The sequence below is a fragment of the Pseudomonas sp. GD03903 genome (genome assembly GCF_029840045.1).
Classification (GTDB): domain Bacteria; phylum Pseudomonadota; class Gammaproteobacteria; order Pseudomonadales; family Pseudomonadaceae; genus Pseudomonas; species Pseudomonas pseudonitroreducens.
In genome coordinates this window covers 281,188-296,350 of sequence record NZ_JAOCBT010000001.1, presented here as the reverse complement: position 1 = coordinate 296,350, position 15,163 = coordinate 281,188, and the positions used below count along the sequence as shown (strand labels likewise).

The 15,163-nt window shown below is 64.5% G+C and carries 16 protein-coding genes; 7 read left to right on the top strand and 9 right to left on the bottom strand.

The genetic code is table 11. The features are described 5' to 3' along the window. The first annotated feature begins 195 nt into the window (after positions 1-195). Together glnL and ntrC are read left to right on the top strand one after the other, a co-directional pair. Positions 196-1,272: a nitrogen regulation protein NR(II) gene (gene glnL / locus N5C91_RS01360; protein ID WP_236171149.1), complete on the top strand. Its 1,077-nt coding sequence runs from the start codon at positions 196-198 to the stop codon at positions 1,270-1,272. Between the two features lie 2 nt (positions 1,273-1,274). Continuing rightward, a complete protein-coding gene (ntrC, locus tag N5C91_RS01355; protein WP_279827167.1) occupies positions 1,275-2,705 on the top strand; it encodes a two-component system response regulator NtrC in 1,431 nt (476 codons plus the stop codon). A gap of 383 nt (positions 2,706-3,088) precedes the next feature. Here the strand turns inward: ntrC and trmL are convergent, their stop codons facing one another. After that, positions 3,089-3,550 (bottom strand): tRNA (uridine(34)/cytosine(34)/5-carboxymethylaminomethyluridine(34)-2'-O)-methyltransferase TrmL, encoded by a 462-nt coding sequence (gene trmL, locus N5C91_RS01350; protein ID WP_236171147.1) that lies wholly within the window; start codon positions 3,548-3,550, stop codon positions 3,089-3,091. On the opposite strand from trmL, the gene N5C91_RS01345 reads away from it, so the two are divergent. After that, positions 3,549-4,001 carry a hypothetical protein gene (locus tag N5C91_RS01345; protein WP_279827164.1) on the top strand — a complete coding sequence of 151 codons (453 nt, stop codon included), beginning with the start codon at positions 3,549-3,551 and terminating at the stop codon, positions 3,999-4,001. The two genes, trmL and N5C91_RS01345, sit on opposite strands and share 2 nt — an antisense overlap. 794 nt (positions 4,002-4,795) lie before the next feature. Here N5C91_RS01345 and secB read toward each other — a convergent pair. Genes secB through N5C91_RS01330 form a run of 3 tightly spaced genes read right to left on the bottom strand, consistent with a single transcriptional unit; the run spans position 4,796 to position 5,994 of the window. Then, complete coding sequence (gene secB, locus N5C91_RS01340) at positions 4,796-5,278, bottom strand: protein-export chaperone SecB (protein WP_024762250.1); 483 nt, start codon at positions 5,276-5,278, stop codon at positions 4,796-4,798. A 37-nt stretch (positions 5,279-5,315) separates the two neighbouring features. Further along, positions 5,316-5,570 carry a glutaredoxin 3 gene (gene grxC, locus N5C91_RS01335; RefSeq protein WP_024762249.1) on the bottom strand — a complete coding sequence of 85 codons (255 nt, stop codon included), beginning with the start codon at positions 5,568-5,570 and terminating at the stop codon, positions 5,316-5,318. Position 5,571: 1 nt separating this feature from the next. Further along, complete coding sequence (locus tag N5C91_RS01330; RefSeq protein ID WP_236171145.1) at positions 5,572-5,994, bottom strand: rhodanese-like domain-containing protein; 423 nt, start codon at positions 5,992-5,994, stop codon at positions 5,572-5,574. 145 nt (positions 5,995-6,139) lie between these two features. Here N5C91_RS01330 and gpmI point away from each other — a divergent pair, with 145 nt between their 5' ends. The 4 genes from gpmI to N5C91_RS01310 all read left to right on the top strand — a co-directional run bounded on the left by gpmI (position 6,140) and on the right by N5C91_RS01310 (position 11,227). Further along, a complete protein-coding gene (gene gpmI, locus N5C91_RS01325) occupies positions 6,140-7,675 on the top strand; it encodes a 2,3-bisphosphoglycerate-independent phosphoglycerate mutase (RefSeq protein ID WP_236199145.1) in 1,536 nt (511 codons plus the stop codon). Positions 7,676-7,813: 138 nt separating this feature from the next. After that, positions 7,814-9,103, top strand: coding sequence for a murein hydrolase activator EnvC (locus N5C91_RS01320; protein WP_236199146.1), 1,290 nt, complete (start codon positions 7,814-7,816; stop codon positions 9,101-9,103). A 27-nt stretch (positions 9,104-9,130) separates the two neighbouring features. Next, positions 9,131-10,441, top strand: coding sequence for a S41 family peptidase (locus N5C91_RS01315; RefSeq protein ID WP_236171142.1), 1,311 nt, complete (start codon positions 9,131-9,133; stop codon positions 10,439-10,441). Positions 10,442-10,444: 3 nt separating this feature from the next. After that, positions 10,445-11,227 (top strand): divergent polysaccharide deacetylase family protein, encoded by a 783-nt coding sequence (locus tag N5C91_RS01310; RefSeq protein WP_279827155.1) that lies wholly within the window; start codon positions 10,445-10,447, stop codon positions 11,225-11,227. Positions 11,228-11,343: 116 nt separating this feature from the next. Here N5C91_RS01310 and N5C91_RS01305 read toward each other — a convergent pair whose 3' ends face one another. The 5 genes from N5C91_RS01305 to N5C91_RS01285 form a co-directional block, all read right to left on the bottom strand. Further along, a complete protein-coding gene (locus tag N5C91_RS01305; RefSeq protein WP_236171434.1) occupies positions 11,344-12,099 on the bottom strand; it encodes an ABC transporter substrate-binding protein in 756 nt (251 codons plus the stop codon). A 152-nt stretch (positions 12,100-12,251) separates the two neighbouring features. Next, the gene (locus tag N5C91_RS01300; RefSeq protein WP_236199148.1) at positions 12,252-13,010 is read right to left on the bottom strand and encodes an ABC transporter substrate-binding protein; all 759 of its coding nucleotides are present in this window, start codon (positions 13,008-13,010) and stop codon (positions 12,252-12,254) included. Positions 13,011-13,238: 228 nt separating this feature from the next. After that, positions 13,239-14,009 carry an imidazole glycerol phosphate synthase subunit HisF gene (gene hisF / locus N5C91_RS01295; RefSeq protein WP_024762245.1) on the bottom strand — a complete coding sequence of 257 codons (771 nt, stop codon included), beginning with the start codon at positions 14,007-14,009 and terminating at the stop codon, positions 13,239-13,241. Between the two features lie 112 nt (positions 14,010-14,121). Continuing rightward, entirely contained in the window at positions 14,122-14,859 is a 738-nt protein-coding gene (gene hisA / locus N5C91_RS01290) for a 1-(5-phosphoribosyl)-5-[(5-phosphoribosylamino)methylideneamino]imidazole-4-carboxamide isomerase (RefSeq protein ID WP_236171139.1), read from the bottom strand. A gap of 40 nt (positions 14,860-14,899) precedes the next feature. Continuing rightward, entirely contained in the window at positions 14,900-15,160 is a 261-nt protein-coding gene (locus N5C91_RS01285) for a DUF2164 domain-containing protein (protein ID WP_045215778.1), read from the bottom strand. Positions 15,161-15,163: the final 3 nt, after the last annotated feature.

The following is a 15,163-nucleotide window of genomic DNA, read 5'->3' as shown; positions in this document are numbered from 1 at the left end:
GCCAGGCACAAATGCACCATTACGGTGCATATGCCTGCACCACTTTCTATACTCTCCCCATTTCGGGTCATTCCCCCTGACCGGATCAGCCTCGTGCGCACCGCAAATCAGCGCAACCGGCCGAAATACGCGTCTTTTCAGGGCCTGGTTTGTTTTTTGCATTTTCCCGCACAGTCTTGGGACATCTCTTACGCCATGCCTACAGAAACCCAGCTCCGCCTGTTGCTCGACAACCTCACCACGGCGGTGATCCTGCTCAATGCCGAGCTGCGCCTGGAGTACATGAACCCGGCGGCGGAGATGCTGCTGGCGGTCAGTGGCCAGCGCAGCCACGGGCAGTTCATCAGCGAGCTGTTCACCGAGTCCCCCGAAGCGCTGCAGTCGCTGCGCCAGGCGGTGGAGGAGGCACACCCGTTCACCAAGCGCGAAGCGACGCTGACCTCGCTGACCGGCCAGACCATCACCGTGGACTACGCGGTGACGCCGATCCTCGACCGCCGCAACACCCTGCTGCTGCTGGAGGTCCACCCGCGCGACCGACTGCTGCGGATCACCAAGGAGGAGGCGCAGCTGTCCAAGCAGGAAACCACCAAGCTACTGGTGCGCGGCCTGGCCCACGAGATCAAGAACCCGCTCGGCGGCATTCGCGGTGCGGCGCAACTGCTCTCCCGCGAGCTGCCGGACGAATCGTTGAAGGACTACACCAACGTCATCATCGAAGAAGCCGACCGCCTGCGTAACCTGGTGGACCGCATGCTCGGCTCCAACAAGCTGCCGCAACTGTCGGTGACCAACGTCCACGAAGTGCTGGAGCGCGTCTGCAGCCTGGTGGAGGCCGAGACCCAGGGCAGCATCCCGCTGGTACGCGACTACGACCCGAGCATCCCCGACCTGCTGATCGACCGCGAGCAGATGATCCAGGCGGTGCTCAACATCGTGCGCAACGCCATGCAGGCGATCGCCGCGCAAAATGAACTCAAGCTGGGCCGCATCACCCTGCGCACCCGTACCCTGCGCCAGTTCACCATCGGCCATACGCGCCACCGCCTGGTGTGCAAGGTGGAGATTATCGACAACGGCCCGGGCATCCCGAGCGAACTGCAGGACACCATCTTCTATCCCATGGTCAGCGGCCGTGCCGACGGCACCGGCCTGGGCCTCGCCATCACCCAGAACATCATCAGCCAGCACCAGGGCTTGATCGAATGCGACAGCCATCCAGGCCACACCGTATTCAGTCTGTTCCTGCCCCTGGACCAAGGAGTGCATTGACCATGAGCCGATCAGAGACCGTCTGGATCGTCGACGACGACCGCTCCATCCGCTGGGTACTGGAAAAAGCCCTGCAGCAGGAAGGCATGACCACTGTCAGCTTCGACAGCGCCGACAGCGTGATGAGCCGCCTGGGCCGGCAGCAGCCGGACGTGATCATCTCCGACATCCGCATGCCCGGCGCCAGTGGCCTGGACCTGCTGGCGCAGATCCGCGAGGTGCACCCGCGCCTGCCGGTGATCATCATGACCGCGCACTCGGACCTGGACAGCGCCGTGGCCTCTTACCAGGGCGGCGCCTTCGAATACCTGCCCAAGCCATTCGACGTCGACGAGGCCGTGTCCCTGGTCAAGCGCGCCAACCAGCACGCCCAGGAACAGCAGGGGCTGGAAGCGCCGGCCAACCAGACACGCACCCCGGAAATCATTGGCGAGGCGCCGGCGATGCAGGAGGTGTTCCGCGCCATCGGCCGCCTCTCCCACTCCAACATCACCGTGCTGATCAACGGCGAATCGGGTACCGGCAAGGAGCTGGTTGCCCACGCCCTGCACCGCCACAGCCCGCGCGCGGCTTCGCCGTTCATCGCACTGAACATGGCGGCGATTCCCAAGGACCTGATGGAGTCCGAGCTGTTCGGCCACGAGAAAGGCGCTTTCACCGGCGCGGCCAACCAGCGCCGCGGGCGTTTCGAGCAGGCTGACGGCGGCTCGCTGTTCCTCGACGAGATCGGCGACATGCCAGCGGACACTCAGACCCGCCTGCTGCGGGTGCTGGCCGACGGCGAGTTCTACCGCGTGGGCGGCCACACGCCGGTGAAGGTGGACGTGCGGATCATTGCCGCGACTCACCAGAACCTGGAAAACCTGGTGCGCGAGGGCAAATTCCGCGAAGACCTGTTCCACCGCCTGAACGTCATCCGCGTGCATATCCCCCGCCTGGCCGACCGTCGCGAAGACATCCCTGCCCTGGCCCGGCACTTCCTTTCCCGCGCGGCGCAGGAACTGGCGGTCGAGCCCAAGCTGCTCAAGCCGGAAACCGAGGAATACCTGAAGAACCTCGGTTGGCCGGGCAACGTGCGCCAGTTGGAGAACACCTGCCGCTGGATCACCGTCATGGCGTCCGGCCGCGAAGTGCACATCGACGACCTGCCGCCGGAGCTGATGACCCAGCCGCAGGACAGCGTGCCCGCCGCCAACTGGGAACAGGCCCTGCGCCATTGGGCGGACCAGGCGCTGGGACGCGGGCAGTCGAACCTGCTGGACACCGCCGTGCCGGCCTTCGAGCGGATCATGATCGAGACTGCACTCAAGCACACCGCCGGCCGCCGTCGCGATGCCGCGGTACTGCTGGGCTGGGGTCGCAATACCCTGACCCGCAAGATCAAGGAGCTGGGCATGAAGATCGACGGCCCGGACGAGGACGGCGACGACTGAGGTCCTGCGATTAAAAAGGGGCCGGAAGGCCCTTTTTTCTTGCATCACCGTGAGCACCGTGCCGGCTTTGGCCAATCGCGGACAGAGTCCGCTCCTACGCTCGGGGTCAGGTGTAGGAGCGGACTCCGTCCGCGATCAGCGTCAGCAAGGCGCGGTCACTTCCCGGCAACATCCATCCCCAGAACCTGTGGATAACACTGTGCACGGAACGGGGAAGGAACGTGCTACAGCCCAGAGCATGCGCGGTCTGGGGGTTTGCTCGGTTTCTGTGCAGGAATTTGTCGGTTGCCCACATCGGCTGTGCGCCCGCCTGTGGATAAGCTTGGGGCAAGCCGCTGCGCTTCATAGCCCACGCGGGTTTGCGCGAGCCGTACAAAAAACGCTCAATCCATGGCGAAGCCGTGCTGACGCCAGGCTTCATAGACGGTTACGGCAACGGTATTGGACAGGTTCAGGCTGCGGCAGCCCGGACGCATCGGCAGGCGCACACGCTGCTCCGGCGGCAGGGCATCACGCACCTCCTCCGGCAGGCCGCGACTTTCCGGGCCGAACAGGAAGGCGTCGCCGCGCTCATAGGCCACCTCATGGAATGGCTGCGAGCCCTTGGTGGTAAAGGCGAACAGGCGCGGTTGGCCGAGCTGCTGCAGGCATTCCTCGAGGCTCGCGTAGCGGCGCACGCTGGCGTACTCGTGGTAGTCCAGGCCGGCGCGGCGCAGGCGTTTGTCGTCCAGCTCGAAGCCCAGCGGCTCGATCAGGTGCAGGCTTGCGCCCGCGTTGGCGCACAGCCTGATAATGTTGCCGGTGTTGGGGGGGATTTCCGGTTGAAAAAGGATTACGTGGAACATGCAGCGCTCCGAGCCTGAGAACGGCGGGCATTCTACCTCCGCGCAGGAGCAAATGCGGCCCAGGCCGTGGCTCAAGGTCATGCTTTCACTGTGCGTGCTCGGCCTGCTGCTGGGTTTGATGATCGGCCGGCTGGTCAATCCCGCGCACGAGGGGCCAGCGCAAATTCTCGGGATAGAGCCTTCGGAGAATGGCCTGGTACTCATTCTGGATGCGCAGCCTGCTGTCCGCGCCGGGCATCTGGACGGCGCACTGGCATTGCAGATCGACGCCAGCGGCAAGGCGCAACAGGGCCAGATGCGCATCGGCGATGCACCGGCGCGCTGGAAACTGCAGCCACAGGATAACGGTGTTGTGCTGACGCTACTGTCGACCCGGCGCCTGCAAGGCACCTGGGATAGCAGCGAAGTCCAGGGCCGGTGGCGACTGAACATCAGCGCGCGGCCCGAATAAAAGCGGGGTTTTCCCGGCCTGCCTGGTCCGGGGCCCCGAAGCGGGAGACGCCGCTCCGCAGAGGAGGGGCGTGGGCAAAAAAGAGGGGTTTCCCCGGCCTGCCTGTACCAGGACCCCTAACGGGTGCGCAGGGCGCCGTGGCACGCCTGCTGGCATAAAAAGGGGGCTTTCCCGGCCTGCCTGTACCAGGACCCCCGAACCGGCCGCGACGGCCACCGCTTCGGGTGACACGCTCGCAAGATGTAAAAGAGGGGTTCCCCAGCCTGCCTGTACCGAGGCCCCTGAAATCGCTGTTGTCAGGGGTATTGCAGAGGGCGTGCCAAAACCCGCCCTGAGCCTTGCCGGTGAGCCGAGGCACAACACGGAAAACCTCTACAGGCATTGCTACATAAGGCTTTCAGCGATTTTCGCCCGATAACTGAAACGCGCTGACGGCAGCGTTACCCAGGCATTTCCCGGCGCGTCGAGTGTCGCTGCACCTGCGCCCTGCTAGTGCGCATGCACCAAACTTGAACGCTCAGCCCGCATTCCCTTCCTGTAGGAGCGAGCTTGCTCGCGAACAGCCATGGCACCAGCGCCACCGGCAAAAGCGCTTCGCGAGCAAGCTCGCTCCTACAAAAGAGCCCGCAGATTTACCCACAACAGGCTTGAGCAATTGCTGGAACAGTCTGTGGATAAACAGCTCAACAGCAGGCTGTGCATGGCCTTCGCACAGCTGTTCGAATTTCGTACAAACCAAATCCCAGGCAAAGAAAAAGGCGCCCGAAGGCGCCTTTCTCGTCGGGCGTCAGCGATTACTGAGCCGGGATCTCGCCGGAAGCCTGCATGCGGGCGATTTCCTGCGCGTACAGCGCATCGAAGTTCACCGGGGACAGCATCAGCGCCGGGAACGAACCACGGACAACCAGGCTGTCCAGGGTTTCGCGGGCGTACGGGAAGAGGATGTTCGGGCAGAAGGCACCCAGGGTGTGGCTCATGCTGGAAGCGTCCAGGCCCTTGATCAGGAAGATGCCGGCCTGCTGAACTTCAACGATGAAAGCAGTTTCCTCGTTGTTCTTCACGGTCACCGAAACGGTCAGGACCACTTCGTAGAAGTCACCGTCGAGCTGCTTCTGACGGGTGTTGAGGTCCATCGAAATGGCCGGCTGCCACTCCTGGCGGAAGATTTCCGGAGCCTTGGGGGCCTCGAAGGAGAGGTCGCGTACGTAGATGCGCTGCAGCGAGAACTGCGGGTTGTTGTCTTGTTCGGCTGCGCCGTTGCTGGCTTGTTCAGTCATTTCGGGACCTTCTTGTGCATCGTTTCAGAATGAGGGATCACGCCGAGAGCAGCGTATCCAGCTTGCCCGCGCGTTCCAGCGCGTAAAGATCGTCGCAGCCGCCGATGTGGGTTCCGTCGATCCAGATCTGCGGCACCGAAGTGCGGCCCGCCTTGCTGGCCATCTCGGCGCGAACGCCAGGCTTGCCGTCCACGGAGATTTCCTCGTAGGCGACACCCTTCTTGTCCAGCAGGGCCTTGGCGCGGATGCAATAAGGGCACCACGCGCTGGTGTAGATCAAGGTCGACGGCATCTCACTTCACCAGGGGCAGATTATCGCCACGCCAGCTGCCGATGCCGCCGGAGAGCTTGGCAGCGGTGTAGCCGGCCTTCTGCAGCACGCTGCACCAGGTGCCCGAGTGCTGGCCCATGCCGTCGACCACGATGATGGTCTTGGCCTTGTGTTTGTCCAGCTCGCTCATGCGGGCGTTCAGTTTGTCCGCCGGGATATTCAGCGCACCAACGATATGGCCGGTGGTGAACTCCTTGGCCGGGCGGATATCCAGCACCACGGCCTGTTCGGCGTTGACCATGGCGGTCAGCTCGCGGGTGGACAGCGCGCGGCCGCCCTTGCGCATTTCGTGCAGGGCCAGGAGCACCAGCAGGATGACCAGGGCACCGACCAGCAGGTAGTGGTGGGTGGCGAATTCGATCAGACGAGGAAGAAACGAAGACATGCGCAGGACATCCAGACGTAAAAATGCCGGCCAGTATACACGCGCGTATCTGACGGCTGAACCCTAGGGATCATGGCGTCTGTCGGCACCAAAAGGTAAAATGTGTGTCCTTTTCTGACCCCTATTCTCGGAAAGAGCCGTACCTATGACTGCAACGCGCAAACCGCTGGTCCTGATCATTCTGGACGGCTTCGGCCATAGCGATAGCCCTGAATTCAACGCCATCTACGCCGCCAAGAAGCCCAACTGGGACCGCCTGCTGGCCAGCCAGCCGCACGGCCTGATCTCCGGTTCGGGCATGGACGTCGGCCTGCCCGACGGCCAGATGGGCAATTCCGAGGTGGGTCACATGAACCTGGGCGCCGGCCGTGTCGTCTACCAGGACTTCACCCGCGTCACCAAGGCGATCCGCGACGGCGAGTTCTTCCAGAACCCCGTGCTGACCGCCGCCGTGGACAAGGCAGCGAGCGCCGGCAAGGCCGTGCATATCCTCGGCCTGCTCTCCGATGGCGGCGTGCACAGCCACCAGGACCACCTGATCGCCATGGCCGAGCTGGCCGCCCAGCGTGGCGCCGAGAAAATCTACCTGCATGCCTTCCTCGACGGCCGCGACACGCCGCCCAGGAGCGCCGAACCCTCGCTGAAGCTGCTCGACGACGCCTTCGCCCGCATCGGCAAGGGCCGCACCGCCAGCATCATCGGCCGCTACTTCGCCATGGACCGCGACAACCGCTGGGACCGCGTCGAAGCCGCCTACAACCTGATCACCGACGGCACCGCCGAATTCACCGCCGATTCCGCCGTGGCCGCACTGAACGCCGCTTACGAGCGCGGCGAGAGTGACGAATTCGTCAAGGCCACCCGTATCGGCGCGCAGGTGCGCGTGGAAGACGGCGACGCCGTGGTCTTCATGAACTTCCGCGCCGACCGCGCCCGCGAGCTCTCGCGTGCCTTCGTCGAGCCGGGCTTCAAGGAGTTCCCGCGACAGCGCGAGCTGCACCTGGCCGAGTACGTGATGCTGACCCAGTACGCGGCCAGCATCCCGGCACCCAGCGCGTTCAAGCCCGAGTCCCTGGACAATGTCCTGGGCGAATACCTGGCGAAGAACGGCAAGACCCAGCTGCGCATCGCCGAGACCGAGAAATACGCCCACGTGACCTTCTTCTTCTCCGGCGGCCGTGAAGAGCCGTTCGAAGGCGAAGAGCGCATTCTCATCCCTTCGCCCAAGGTCGCCACCTATGACCTGCAGCCGGAAATGAGCGCGCCGGAAGTCACCGACAAGATCGTCGACGCCATCGAGAACCAGCGTTTCGACGTGATCATCGTCAACTACGCCAACGGCGACATGGTCGGCCACACCGGCGTGTTCGAGGCCGCAGTGAAGGCCGTCGAGTGCCTGGATACCTGCGTCGGTCGGATCGTCGAGGCGCTGGACAAGGTCGGCGGCGAAGCCCTGATCACCGCCGACCACGGCAACGTCGAGCAGATGGAAGACGCCATGACCGGCCAGGCGCACACCGCGCATACCTGCGAGCCGGTGCCCTTCGTCTATGTCGGCAAGCGCAAGCTGAGCATCCGCGAGGGTGGCGTGCTCGCCGACGTGGCCCCGACCCTGCTGAACCTGATGGGTCTGGAACAGCCAAAAGAGATGACCGGGAAATCGATCGTCACCCTGCTTTAATAGGTATCGATTGGGCGGGAACGTGAGCCAGCTCCCGCCGGTCAGAGCAAACGCCCCACGCCATGCGGCCTGGGGCGTTTTTTTTAATGCCCGCCACGGGCATACTAGGCCGTCCAGACTTCAGGTCCCCGCCGCCCAATGCCTCGCGCCCTCCTTCCGTTGCTGCTGATCTGCCTCCTGAGCCCGCTCGCGGTCGTTGCCGACGAACGCGCCGACGCCCAACGTCAGCTGGAGCAGACGCAGAAAGACATCAACGAGCTGAAGAAGAACCTGAAGAACATCCAGGACGAGAAGTCCGGGGTGCAGAAGCAGCTCAAGTCCACCGAGACCCAGATGGGCGACCTGGAAAAGCAGATCCGGCAGATCCAGGACGAGATGAAGAAGAACGAGGAAGAGCTGCAGCGCCTCGACTCCGAGAAAAAAAAACTCCAGGGCGCACGCCTTGAGCAGCAGCGCCTGATCGCCATCCAGGCGCGCGCCGCCTACCAGAGCGGCCGCGAGGAATATCTCAAGCTCCTGTTGAACCAGGAGCACCCGGAGAAATTCAGCCGCACCCTCACCTACTACGACTACATCAACAAGGCGCGCCTGGAGCAACTTTCGGCCTTCAACGAGACCCTGCGCCAGTTGAACAACGTCGAGCAGGAAATCACCTCGCAGAAGGACGAGCAGGTCGCCCAGCAGAGCGCCCTCGAGGCACGCCGCCAGGAGCTGGCCGATGCCCGCAAGGCGCGCCAGGAGACCCTGGCCAAGCTCAACAGCGACCTGAAGGACGGCAGCAGCAAGCTCAAGGACCGCGAACAGAGCCAGGAAGACCTCAACAAGGTCCTCAAGACCATCGAGGAAACCCTTGCCCGCCAGGCCCGCGAAGCCGAGGAGGCGCGCCAGCGCGCACTCGCCGCCGAGCGTGAACGGGTCAAACGCGAGCGCGAGCTGGCCGAACGCGGCGAGAAGCCCGAAACTCCCTCCAAACGTAGCGATTACAGCGGCCCGCTGGTTTCCAGCGGCGCGGGCTTTGGCGGCGCCTTCGCCGCCACCAAGGGCAAGCTACCCTGGCCGGTGGATGGCCGCGTCCTCGCGCGCTACGGCAGCCCACGTGGCGATGACCCCCGCGCCACCTGGGATGGCGTGCTGATCGGCGCCTCCGCCGGCAGCACCGTGCGCGCCGTGCATGGCGGCCGCGTGGTGTTCGCCGACTGGCTGCGCGGCTCCGGTCTGCTGGTGATTCTCGACCACGGTGGTGGCTACCTCAGTCTTTATGGGCATAATCAGAGTCTTCTGAAGGACGCCGGCGATACCGTCAAAGCGGGCGATCCCATTGCAACCGTGGGAGCCAGCGGGGGTCAGAGTACCCCGGCGGTGTATTTTGCCATTCGCCATCAGGGCCGCCCGGCGGACCCTTCGACCTGGTGTCGCACGCAGGGATAAGCGGCGAACACGCATTAGGAGCCAAACATGTCGCAAGCTTTCCGTCTCACTACCCTGGCCCTGGCCTTGCTGCTCGGCGTCGGTGCGGTCCAGGCCGCCGACGCGCCGGCCGCATCTCCTGCGGCCAACGGCAAGGAGGCTCCGCTGCCGCTCGACGAACTGCGCACCTTCGCCGAGGTCCTGGACCGGGTCAAGGCAGCCTACGTCGAACCGGTGGACGACAAGACGCTGCTGGAGAATGCCATCAAGGGCATGCTCAGCAACCTCGACCCGCACTCGGCGTACCTCGGCCCGGAAGAGTTTGCCGAGTTGCAGGAAAGCACCAGCGGCGAGTTCGGCGGCCTGGGCATCGAGGTCGGCAGCGAAGATGGCTTCGTCAAGGTGATCTCGCCGATCGACGACACTCCGGCGGCCACCGCCGGCATCCAGCCCGGTGACCTGATCGTCAAGATCGACGGCAAGCCGACCAAGGGCCAGTCGATGAACGAGGCCGTGGACAGCATGCGCGGCAAGGCCGGCTCGCCGATCACCCTGACCATCGTGCGCGGCGGCGGCAAGCCATTCGACGTCACCCTCAAGCGCGCCATCATCAAGGTCAAGAGCGTGAAGAGCCAGTTGCTCGAACCGGGCTACGGCTACCTGCGCATCACCCAGTTCCAGGTCAACACCGGCGAGGAAACCGTCAAGGCGCTGTCCAAGCTGCGCAACGACAACAAGGGCAAGCTCAAGGGCGTGATCCTCGACCTGCGCAACAACCCCGGCGGCGTGCTGCAGTCGGCGGTGGAAGTGGCCGACGCCTTCCTCACCAAGGGGCTGATCGTCTACACCAAAGGCCGCATCCCCAACTCCGAGCTGCGCTTCTCCGCCGACCCGGCCGACCCGAGCGACGGCGTACCGCTGGTGGTGCTGATCAACGGCGGCAGCGCCTCGGCGGCAGAGATCGTCGCCGGCGCCCTGCAGGACCAGAAGCGCGGCATCCTCATGGGCACCGACAGCTTCGGCAAGGGTTCGGTGCAGACCGTGCTGCCGCTGAACAACGACCGCGCCCTGAAGCTCACCACCGCGCTCTACTACACCCCCAACGGCCGCTCCATCCAGGCCCAGGGCATCACCCCGGACATCGAGGTGGAACGTGCCAAGGTGACCCGCGAGAAGAGCGAGTTCGACGGGTTCAAGGAAGCCGACCTGCAGGGCCACCTGGCCAACGGCAATGGCGGCCAGGATCGCCCGACCGCCTCCGGCAAGGCGCCGGAGGATCGCCCGCAGGATGGCGACTACCAGCTCAGCCAAGCCCTCAGCCTGCTGAAAGGACTCAGCGTCAGCCGCGGCAACAACTGACCGATGCGCCCGGCCCGGCTGCTGTTCGGCCTGTGCCTGGGTGCGCTGCTGTGCCTGCCGGTGGCCGCCGCGCCCCGGCCGGACAGCGGCAAGCCGCTGGTCAGCATCGTCATCGACGACCTCGGGCAGAACCTGGCGCGCGACCGCCAGGTGCTCGACATCTCCCCTGCCATCGCCCTGGCGATCATTCCCGACACGCCCCACGCCGCCGAGCTTGCGCGCGAGGCGCACCAGCGTGGGCGCACCGTGATGCTGCACATGCCGATGGACCCGGCCGGCGGTGACTACGCCTGGAGCCCTGAGCTGACCCAGCAGGAGCGCGAGCGCCGCCTGCAAGCCGCGCTGGCGAAAGTCCCGTATGTGCAAGGCCTGAACAACCACGAAGGCAGCCGCATGACCGCCGACCGCCCGGCCATGGCCTGGCTGGCGGCGGAGCTGCAGCGGCGCCACCTGTTCCTGCTCGACAGCCGCACCAGCGCCGCCACCGTGGCCGCCGCCGAGGCGCAAAAGATCGGCCTCGCCAGCCTGTCACGGGACGTATTCCTCGATGACGACCCGAGCGAGGCTGCGGTGATGCAGCAGATGCAGCGCGGCCTGCAACTGGCGCGCAAACAAGGAACCGTGGTGATGATCGGCCACCCGAAGCCGGCGACCCTGGCGGTGCTCAAGCGTGTTCTGCCGACGCTGAAGGCCCAGGGCTTCGAGCTGGTGCAGCCATCGCTGATGATCGCCGAGCGCGGCAACCGCGCCATGGCGGGGCATGGCCGGGATGGGATTTACCGATAGATGTAGCCAGGATCGGCTTTCTGTAGGAGCGAGCTTGCTCGCGAACAGCGCCCGGCACCGAAATCCGCGGAAGCTGGGTTCGCGAGCAAGCTCGCTCCTACAACGATAAGCCGACCTTAGAGGTAGTTATTGGTCGCCTGCTCGATAAAGCCATCGGCGCGCATCTCATCCAGCGCCTTCTGCAGCTTGGCTACCACCTCGTCCGGCGTGTCCTTGTTGATCGCCAGGTACAGCTGCGCCTCGTTGAAGCGCAGCACGGTCTGCAGACCGGAAACGCCTTCCTGCTTGGCCAGGTAGCGACCGACCGGATCGGTAGTGGCCCACAGGTCGATCTCGCCAGTGGTCAGCTTCTTCACGTTTTCCTGGTCGCGCAACGCGTTGAGCACCGGAATGCCCTGGCTCTCCAGGTTCTGGCTGACGGCGTCGTTCTTGTAGGCACCCAGCTTGTACCTGGCGGCGTCCTTCAGGTCCTTGACCTTGATGCTGCTGCCCGGCGGCGCCAGCAGTACCCAACTGGTCTTGGCGATCGGGCCGACCCACTTGAACAGCGGCACGCGCTCGGGCGTGTAGGTGGTGGAGAACAGTCCGTAATCCGGCTTGTCGAGGGTCAGCTTGTACAGGCGATCCCAGGGGAAACGCAGGCTCAGGCTGTACTGGATGCCGGCGCGCTTGAACATCTCGCGGACGATGTCGGCGCTGATGCCGTCGATTCCCTCGTCGCGGGCGAAGTTCTTGTCGTCCACCGCCATGTTGAACGGCGGGAAGTTCTCGGTGAGCAGCACCATCTTGTAATCGGCGGGCAACTCGGCGCGGGCCGTGGCGGCCCCCAGCAACAGACCCAGGGTCAGGGTCTTGGTCAGGACTTTCAGCATGGTCATACCGCTCGCTTGGTTATCGTTATTGGGCTTGCGGCATCCCTGCAGAGGGGACGGAATACTTCGCTCGTCTGCCTTCCGTGGCAAAACCGGCGCCGAGGGGTGTCGACGCCAAACACGAAGGCCGGCGAGTGGCCGGCCTTCGGGTGTTACAGGTAACTGTTGAGCACGTCGTCGACGAAGCCTTCAGCGCGCATCTTGTCCAGCGCCGCCTGCAGCTTCTGCACCACGGCATCCGGGGTCTCGCGGTTCAGCGCGAGGAACAGCTGATCGCTGTTGAAGCGCAGCACGGTCTTCAGACCGGTGACGCCAACCTGCTTGGCCAGGTAGCGGCCCGCTGGGTCGCCGCTGGCCCACAGGTCGATCTGGCCGTCGCGCAGCTTGGCGGCGTTCTCCTGGTCACGTAGCGCCAGCACCGGCTCGAAGCCATGCTCGCCCAGGTATTGCGCCATGGCGTCGCCCTTGTAGGCGCCGACGCGGTATTTCTTGGCTTCATCGAGATTGTTCAGGCTGATCGGGCTGTCTGCCTTGGCCAGCAGGACCCAGTCGTCCGGGCCGATCGGGCCGACCCACTTGAACTGGCTTTCGCGCTCGGGCAGCCGCGCGGTGACGAATACGCCGTAGCCGGGCTTCTCCAGCGCCAGCTTGTAGATGCGGTCCCAGGGGAAGCGCAGGGTCAGGCTGTACTGCACGCCGGCACGCTTGAACATTTCCTTGACGATATCCACGGCGATACCGTCGATGCTGTCTTCCTGGGCGAAGTTCTTGCCATTGATGGCCATGTTGTAAGGCGGGAAGTTCTCGGTGAGCAGCACCACGCTGTAGTCCGAAGAATCCGTTTCAGCCCTTGCCGCACTGGCCAGAAGCAGGCCGCAGCCTAGCCATGCGAGCAGAATGCGCTTCAGCATCGAGATATTTCCTGCGTATGACATTTCTGAGAAGGCGCAGAGCTTACTCGGAGAATTGACGCCAATAAACCCTATGAATATGGCAATGGGACATGGATGCGCCATTACCTTGACTGGAGCCTTGGGCTAGCAAGCTTCGTGCGCAGGAAAGAGATGCGGCCACCGGACGCAGGAGAGAAAGGCTCGCGATAGAGCCATCGGGCCGGGAGATCCCCGGCCCGGAAGGGATCAGCGCACGACGATGCCGCGGCTGGCCAGGTAGGCCTTGGCCTCCGGCACGCTGTACTCGCCGAAGTGGAAGATGCTCGCCGCAAGCACCGCGTCGGCCTTGCCTTCGATGATGCCGGCGGCCAGGTGCTCCAGGTTGCCGACACCGCCGGAAGCGATCACCGGAACGCCCACAGCCTCACTGATGGCGCGGGTCACGCCGAGGTCGTAGCCGCTCTTCACACCGTCCTGATCCATGCTGGTCAGGAGGATTTCACCGGCACCCAGGCCTTCCATCTTCTTCGCCCACTCCACTGCATCCAGCCCGGTGGGCTTGCGACCGCCGTGGGTGAAGATTTCCCAGCGCGGGGTTTCGCCGGGGGCCGACACTTTCTTGGCGTCGATGGCGACCACGATGCACTGCGAGCCGAAGCGCGCGGCGGCTTCGCCGACGAATTCCGGGGTGAACACCGCGGCGGTATTGATCGAGACCTTGTCCGCACCGGCATTGAGCAGGTTGCGGATGTCCTGCACCGTCCTGACGCCGCCGCCCACGGTCAGCGGGATGAACACCTGGCTGGCCATGCGCTCGACGGTGTGCAGAGTGGTGTCGCGACCATCGACGCTGGCGGTGATGTCGAGGAAGGTGATCTCGTCCGCGCCCTGCTCGTCGTAGCGGCGGGCGATTTCCACCGGGTCGCCGGCGTCGCGGATGTTCTCGAACTTGACGCCCTTCACCACGCGGCCGTTGTCCACGTCGAGGCAGGGAATGATGCGTTTAGCCAGTGCCATAGCAATGCTCTCGTAGGATGGGTGGAGCGCAGCGATACCCATGCTGTCTCGCCACCCGATGCCCTCATCGGTGGGTTACGCCGCTGCACGGCTAACCCACCCTACGTTCGAATCAGCCCTTGAAGGCGTCGCACAGCGCCTGGGCTTCGGCGACGTCCAGGGTGCCTTCGTAGATCGCCCGGCCGGTGATGGCGCCAACGATGCCCGGCGTGCGAGCGTCCAGCAGTTTCTGGATGTCGCCCAGGTTGTGGATGCCGCCCGAAGCGATCACCGGGATGCGCGTGGCGTTGGCCAGCGCGGCGGTGGCTTCGACGTTGCAGCCCTGCATCATGCCGTCCTTGGAGATGTCGGTGTAGACGATGGCGGAGACGCCGTCGGCTTCGAAGCGCTTGGCCAGGTCGATCACCTGCACTTCGCTGACTTCAGCCCAGCCGTCGGTGGCAACGAAGCCGTCTTTGGCGTCGAGGCCGACGATGACCTTGCCCGGGAAGGCGCGGCAGGCTTCGGCGACGAACTCCGGCTGCTTGACCGCTTTGGTGCCGATGATCACGTAGCTGACGCCGGCGCGGACGTAGTGCTCAATGGTTTCCAGCGAGCGGATGCCGCCGCCGATCTGGATCGGCAGGTTCGGGTAGCGCTTGGCGATGGCGGTGACCACTTCACCGTTGACCGGCTTGCCTTCGAAGGCGCCGTTCAGGTCCACCAGGTGCAGACGGCGGCAGCCGCCCTCCACCCACTTGGCGGCCATGGATACCGGGTCGTCGGAGAAGACGGTGGCGTCTTCCATCAGGCCCTGGCGCAGGCGCACGCAGGCGCCGTCTTTCAGATCGATTGCGGGGATGATCAGCATGGGTTGAACCTGCTCGAATCCAAAGATGAATGGGGTCGGGTCAGCTCTTCTCGAGCGCCCACAAGTCGCTTTCGATGCTCTCGAACCGGTCTTTCAGGTGAGATTGCACGTCGAAGATCGCCTTGTTGTAGAACAGCGGGCCGAACTCGCGCAGGAAGAAATCCAGCGCCTCCTCGGCCTCGAAGGAACCTACATCCAGCTCGAAGCGGTCTTCGAGAAAACGCTGGATGGCCCGCGCCGCGCTCTGGCGCTGGGCGCCATCGAGCTCGAGGATCGCAGGCTTGTCCTTCTGCCGAGCCATGGC

What these genes read in the sequence shown, in the direction of transcription:
- glnL (WP_236171149.1), top strand. Translation starts at nt 196, where the DNA reads ATGCCTACAGAAACCCAGCTCCGCCTGTTGCTCGACAACCTCACCACG.
- ntrC (WP_279827167.1), top strand. Translation starts at nt 1,275, where the DNA reads ATGAGCCGATCAGAGACCGTCTGGATCGTCGACGACGACCGCTCCATC.
- N5C91_RS01345 (WP_279827164.1), top strand. Translation starts at nt 3,549, where the DNA reads ATGCAGCGCTCCGAGCCTGAGAACGGCGGGCATTCTACCTCCGCGCAG.
- trmL (WP_236171147.1), bottom strand. Translation starts at nt 3,550, where the DNA reads ATGTTCCACGTAATCCTTTTTCAACCGGAAATCCCCCCCAACACCGGC.
- secB (WP_024762250.1), bottom strand. Translation starts at nt 5,278, where the DNA reads ATGACTGAACAAGCCAGCAACGGCGCAGCCGAACAAGACAACAACCCG.
- grxC (WP_024762249.1), bottom strand. Translation starts at nt 5,570, where the DNA reads ATGCCGTCGACCTTGATCTACACCAGCGCGTGGTGCCCTTATTGCATC.
- N5C91_RS01330 (WP_236171145.1), bottom strand. Translation starts at nt 5,994, where the DNA reads ATGTCTTCGTTTCTTCCTCGTCTGATCGAATTCGCCACCCACCACTAC.
- gpmI (WP_236199145.1), top strand. Translation starts at nt 6,140, where the DNA reads ATGACTGCAACGCGCAAACCGCTGGTCCTGATCATTCTGGACGGCTTC.
- N5C91_RS01320 (WP_236199146.1), top strand. Translation starts at nt 7,814, where the DNA reads ATGCCTCGCGCCCTCCTTCCGTTGCTGCTGATCTGCCTCCTGAGCCCG.
- N5C91_RS01315 (WP_236171142.1), top strand. Translation starts at nt 9,131, where the DNA reads ATGTCGCAAGCTTTCCGTCTCACTACCCTGGCCCTGGCCTTGCTGCTC.
- N5C91_RS01310 (WP_279827155.1), top strand. Translation starts at nt 10,445, where the DNA reads ATGCGCCCGGCCCGGCTGCTGTTCGGCCTGTGCCTGGGTGCGCTGCTG.
- N5C91_RS01305 (WP_236171434.1), bottom strand. Translation starts at nt 12,099, where the DNA reads ATGCTGAAAGTCCTGACCAAGACCCTGACCCTGGGTCTGTTGCTGGGG.
- N5C91_RS01300 (WP_236199148.1), bottom strand. Translation starts at nt 13,010, where the DNA reads ATGCTGAAGCGCATTCTGCTCGCATGGCTAGGCTGCGGCCTGCTTCTG.
- hisF (WP_024762245.1), bottom strand. Translation starts at nt 14,009, where the DNA reads ATGGCACTGGCTAAACGCATCATTCCCTGCCTCGACGTGGACAACGGC.
- hisA (WP_236171139.1), bottom strand. Translation starts at nt 14,859, where the DNA reads ATGCTGATCATCCCCGCAATCGATCTGAAAGACGGCGCCTGCGTGCGC.
- N5C91_RS01285 (WP_045215778.1), bottom strand. Translation starts at nt 15,160, where the DNA reads ATGGCTCGGCAGAAGGACAAGCCTGCGATCCTCGAGCTCGATGGCGCC.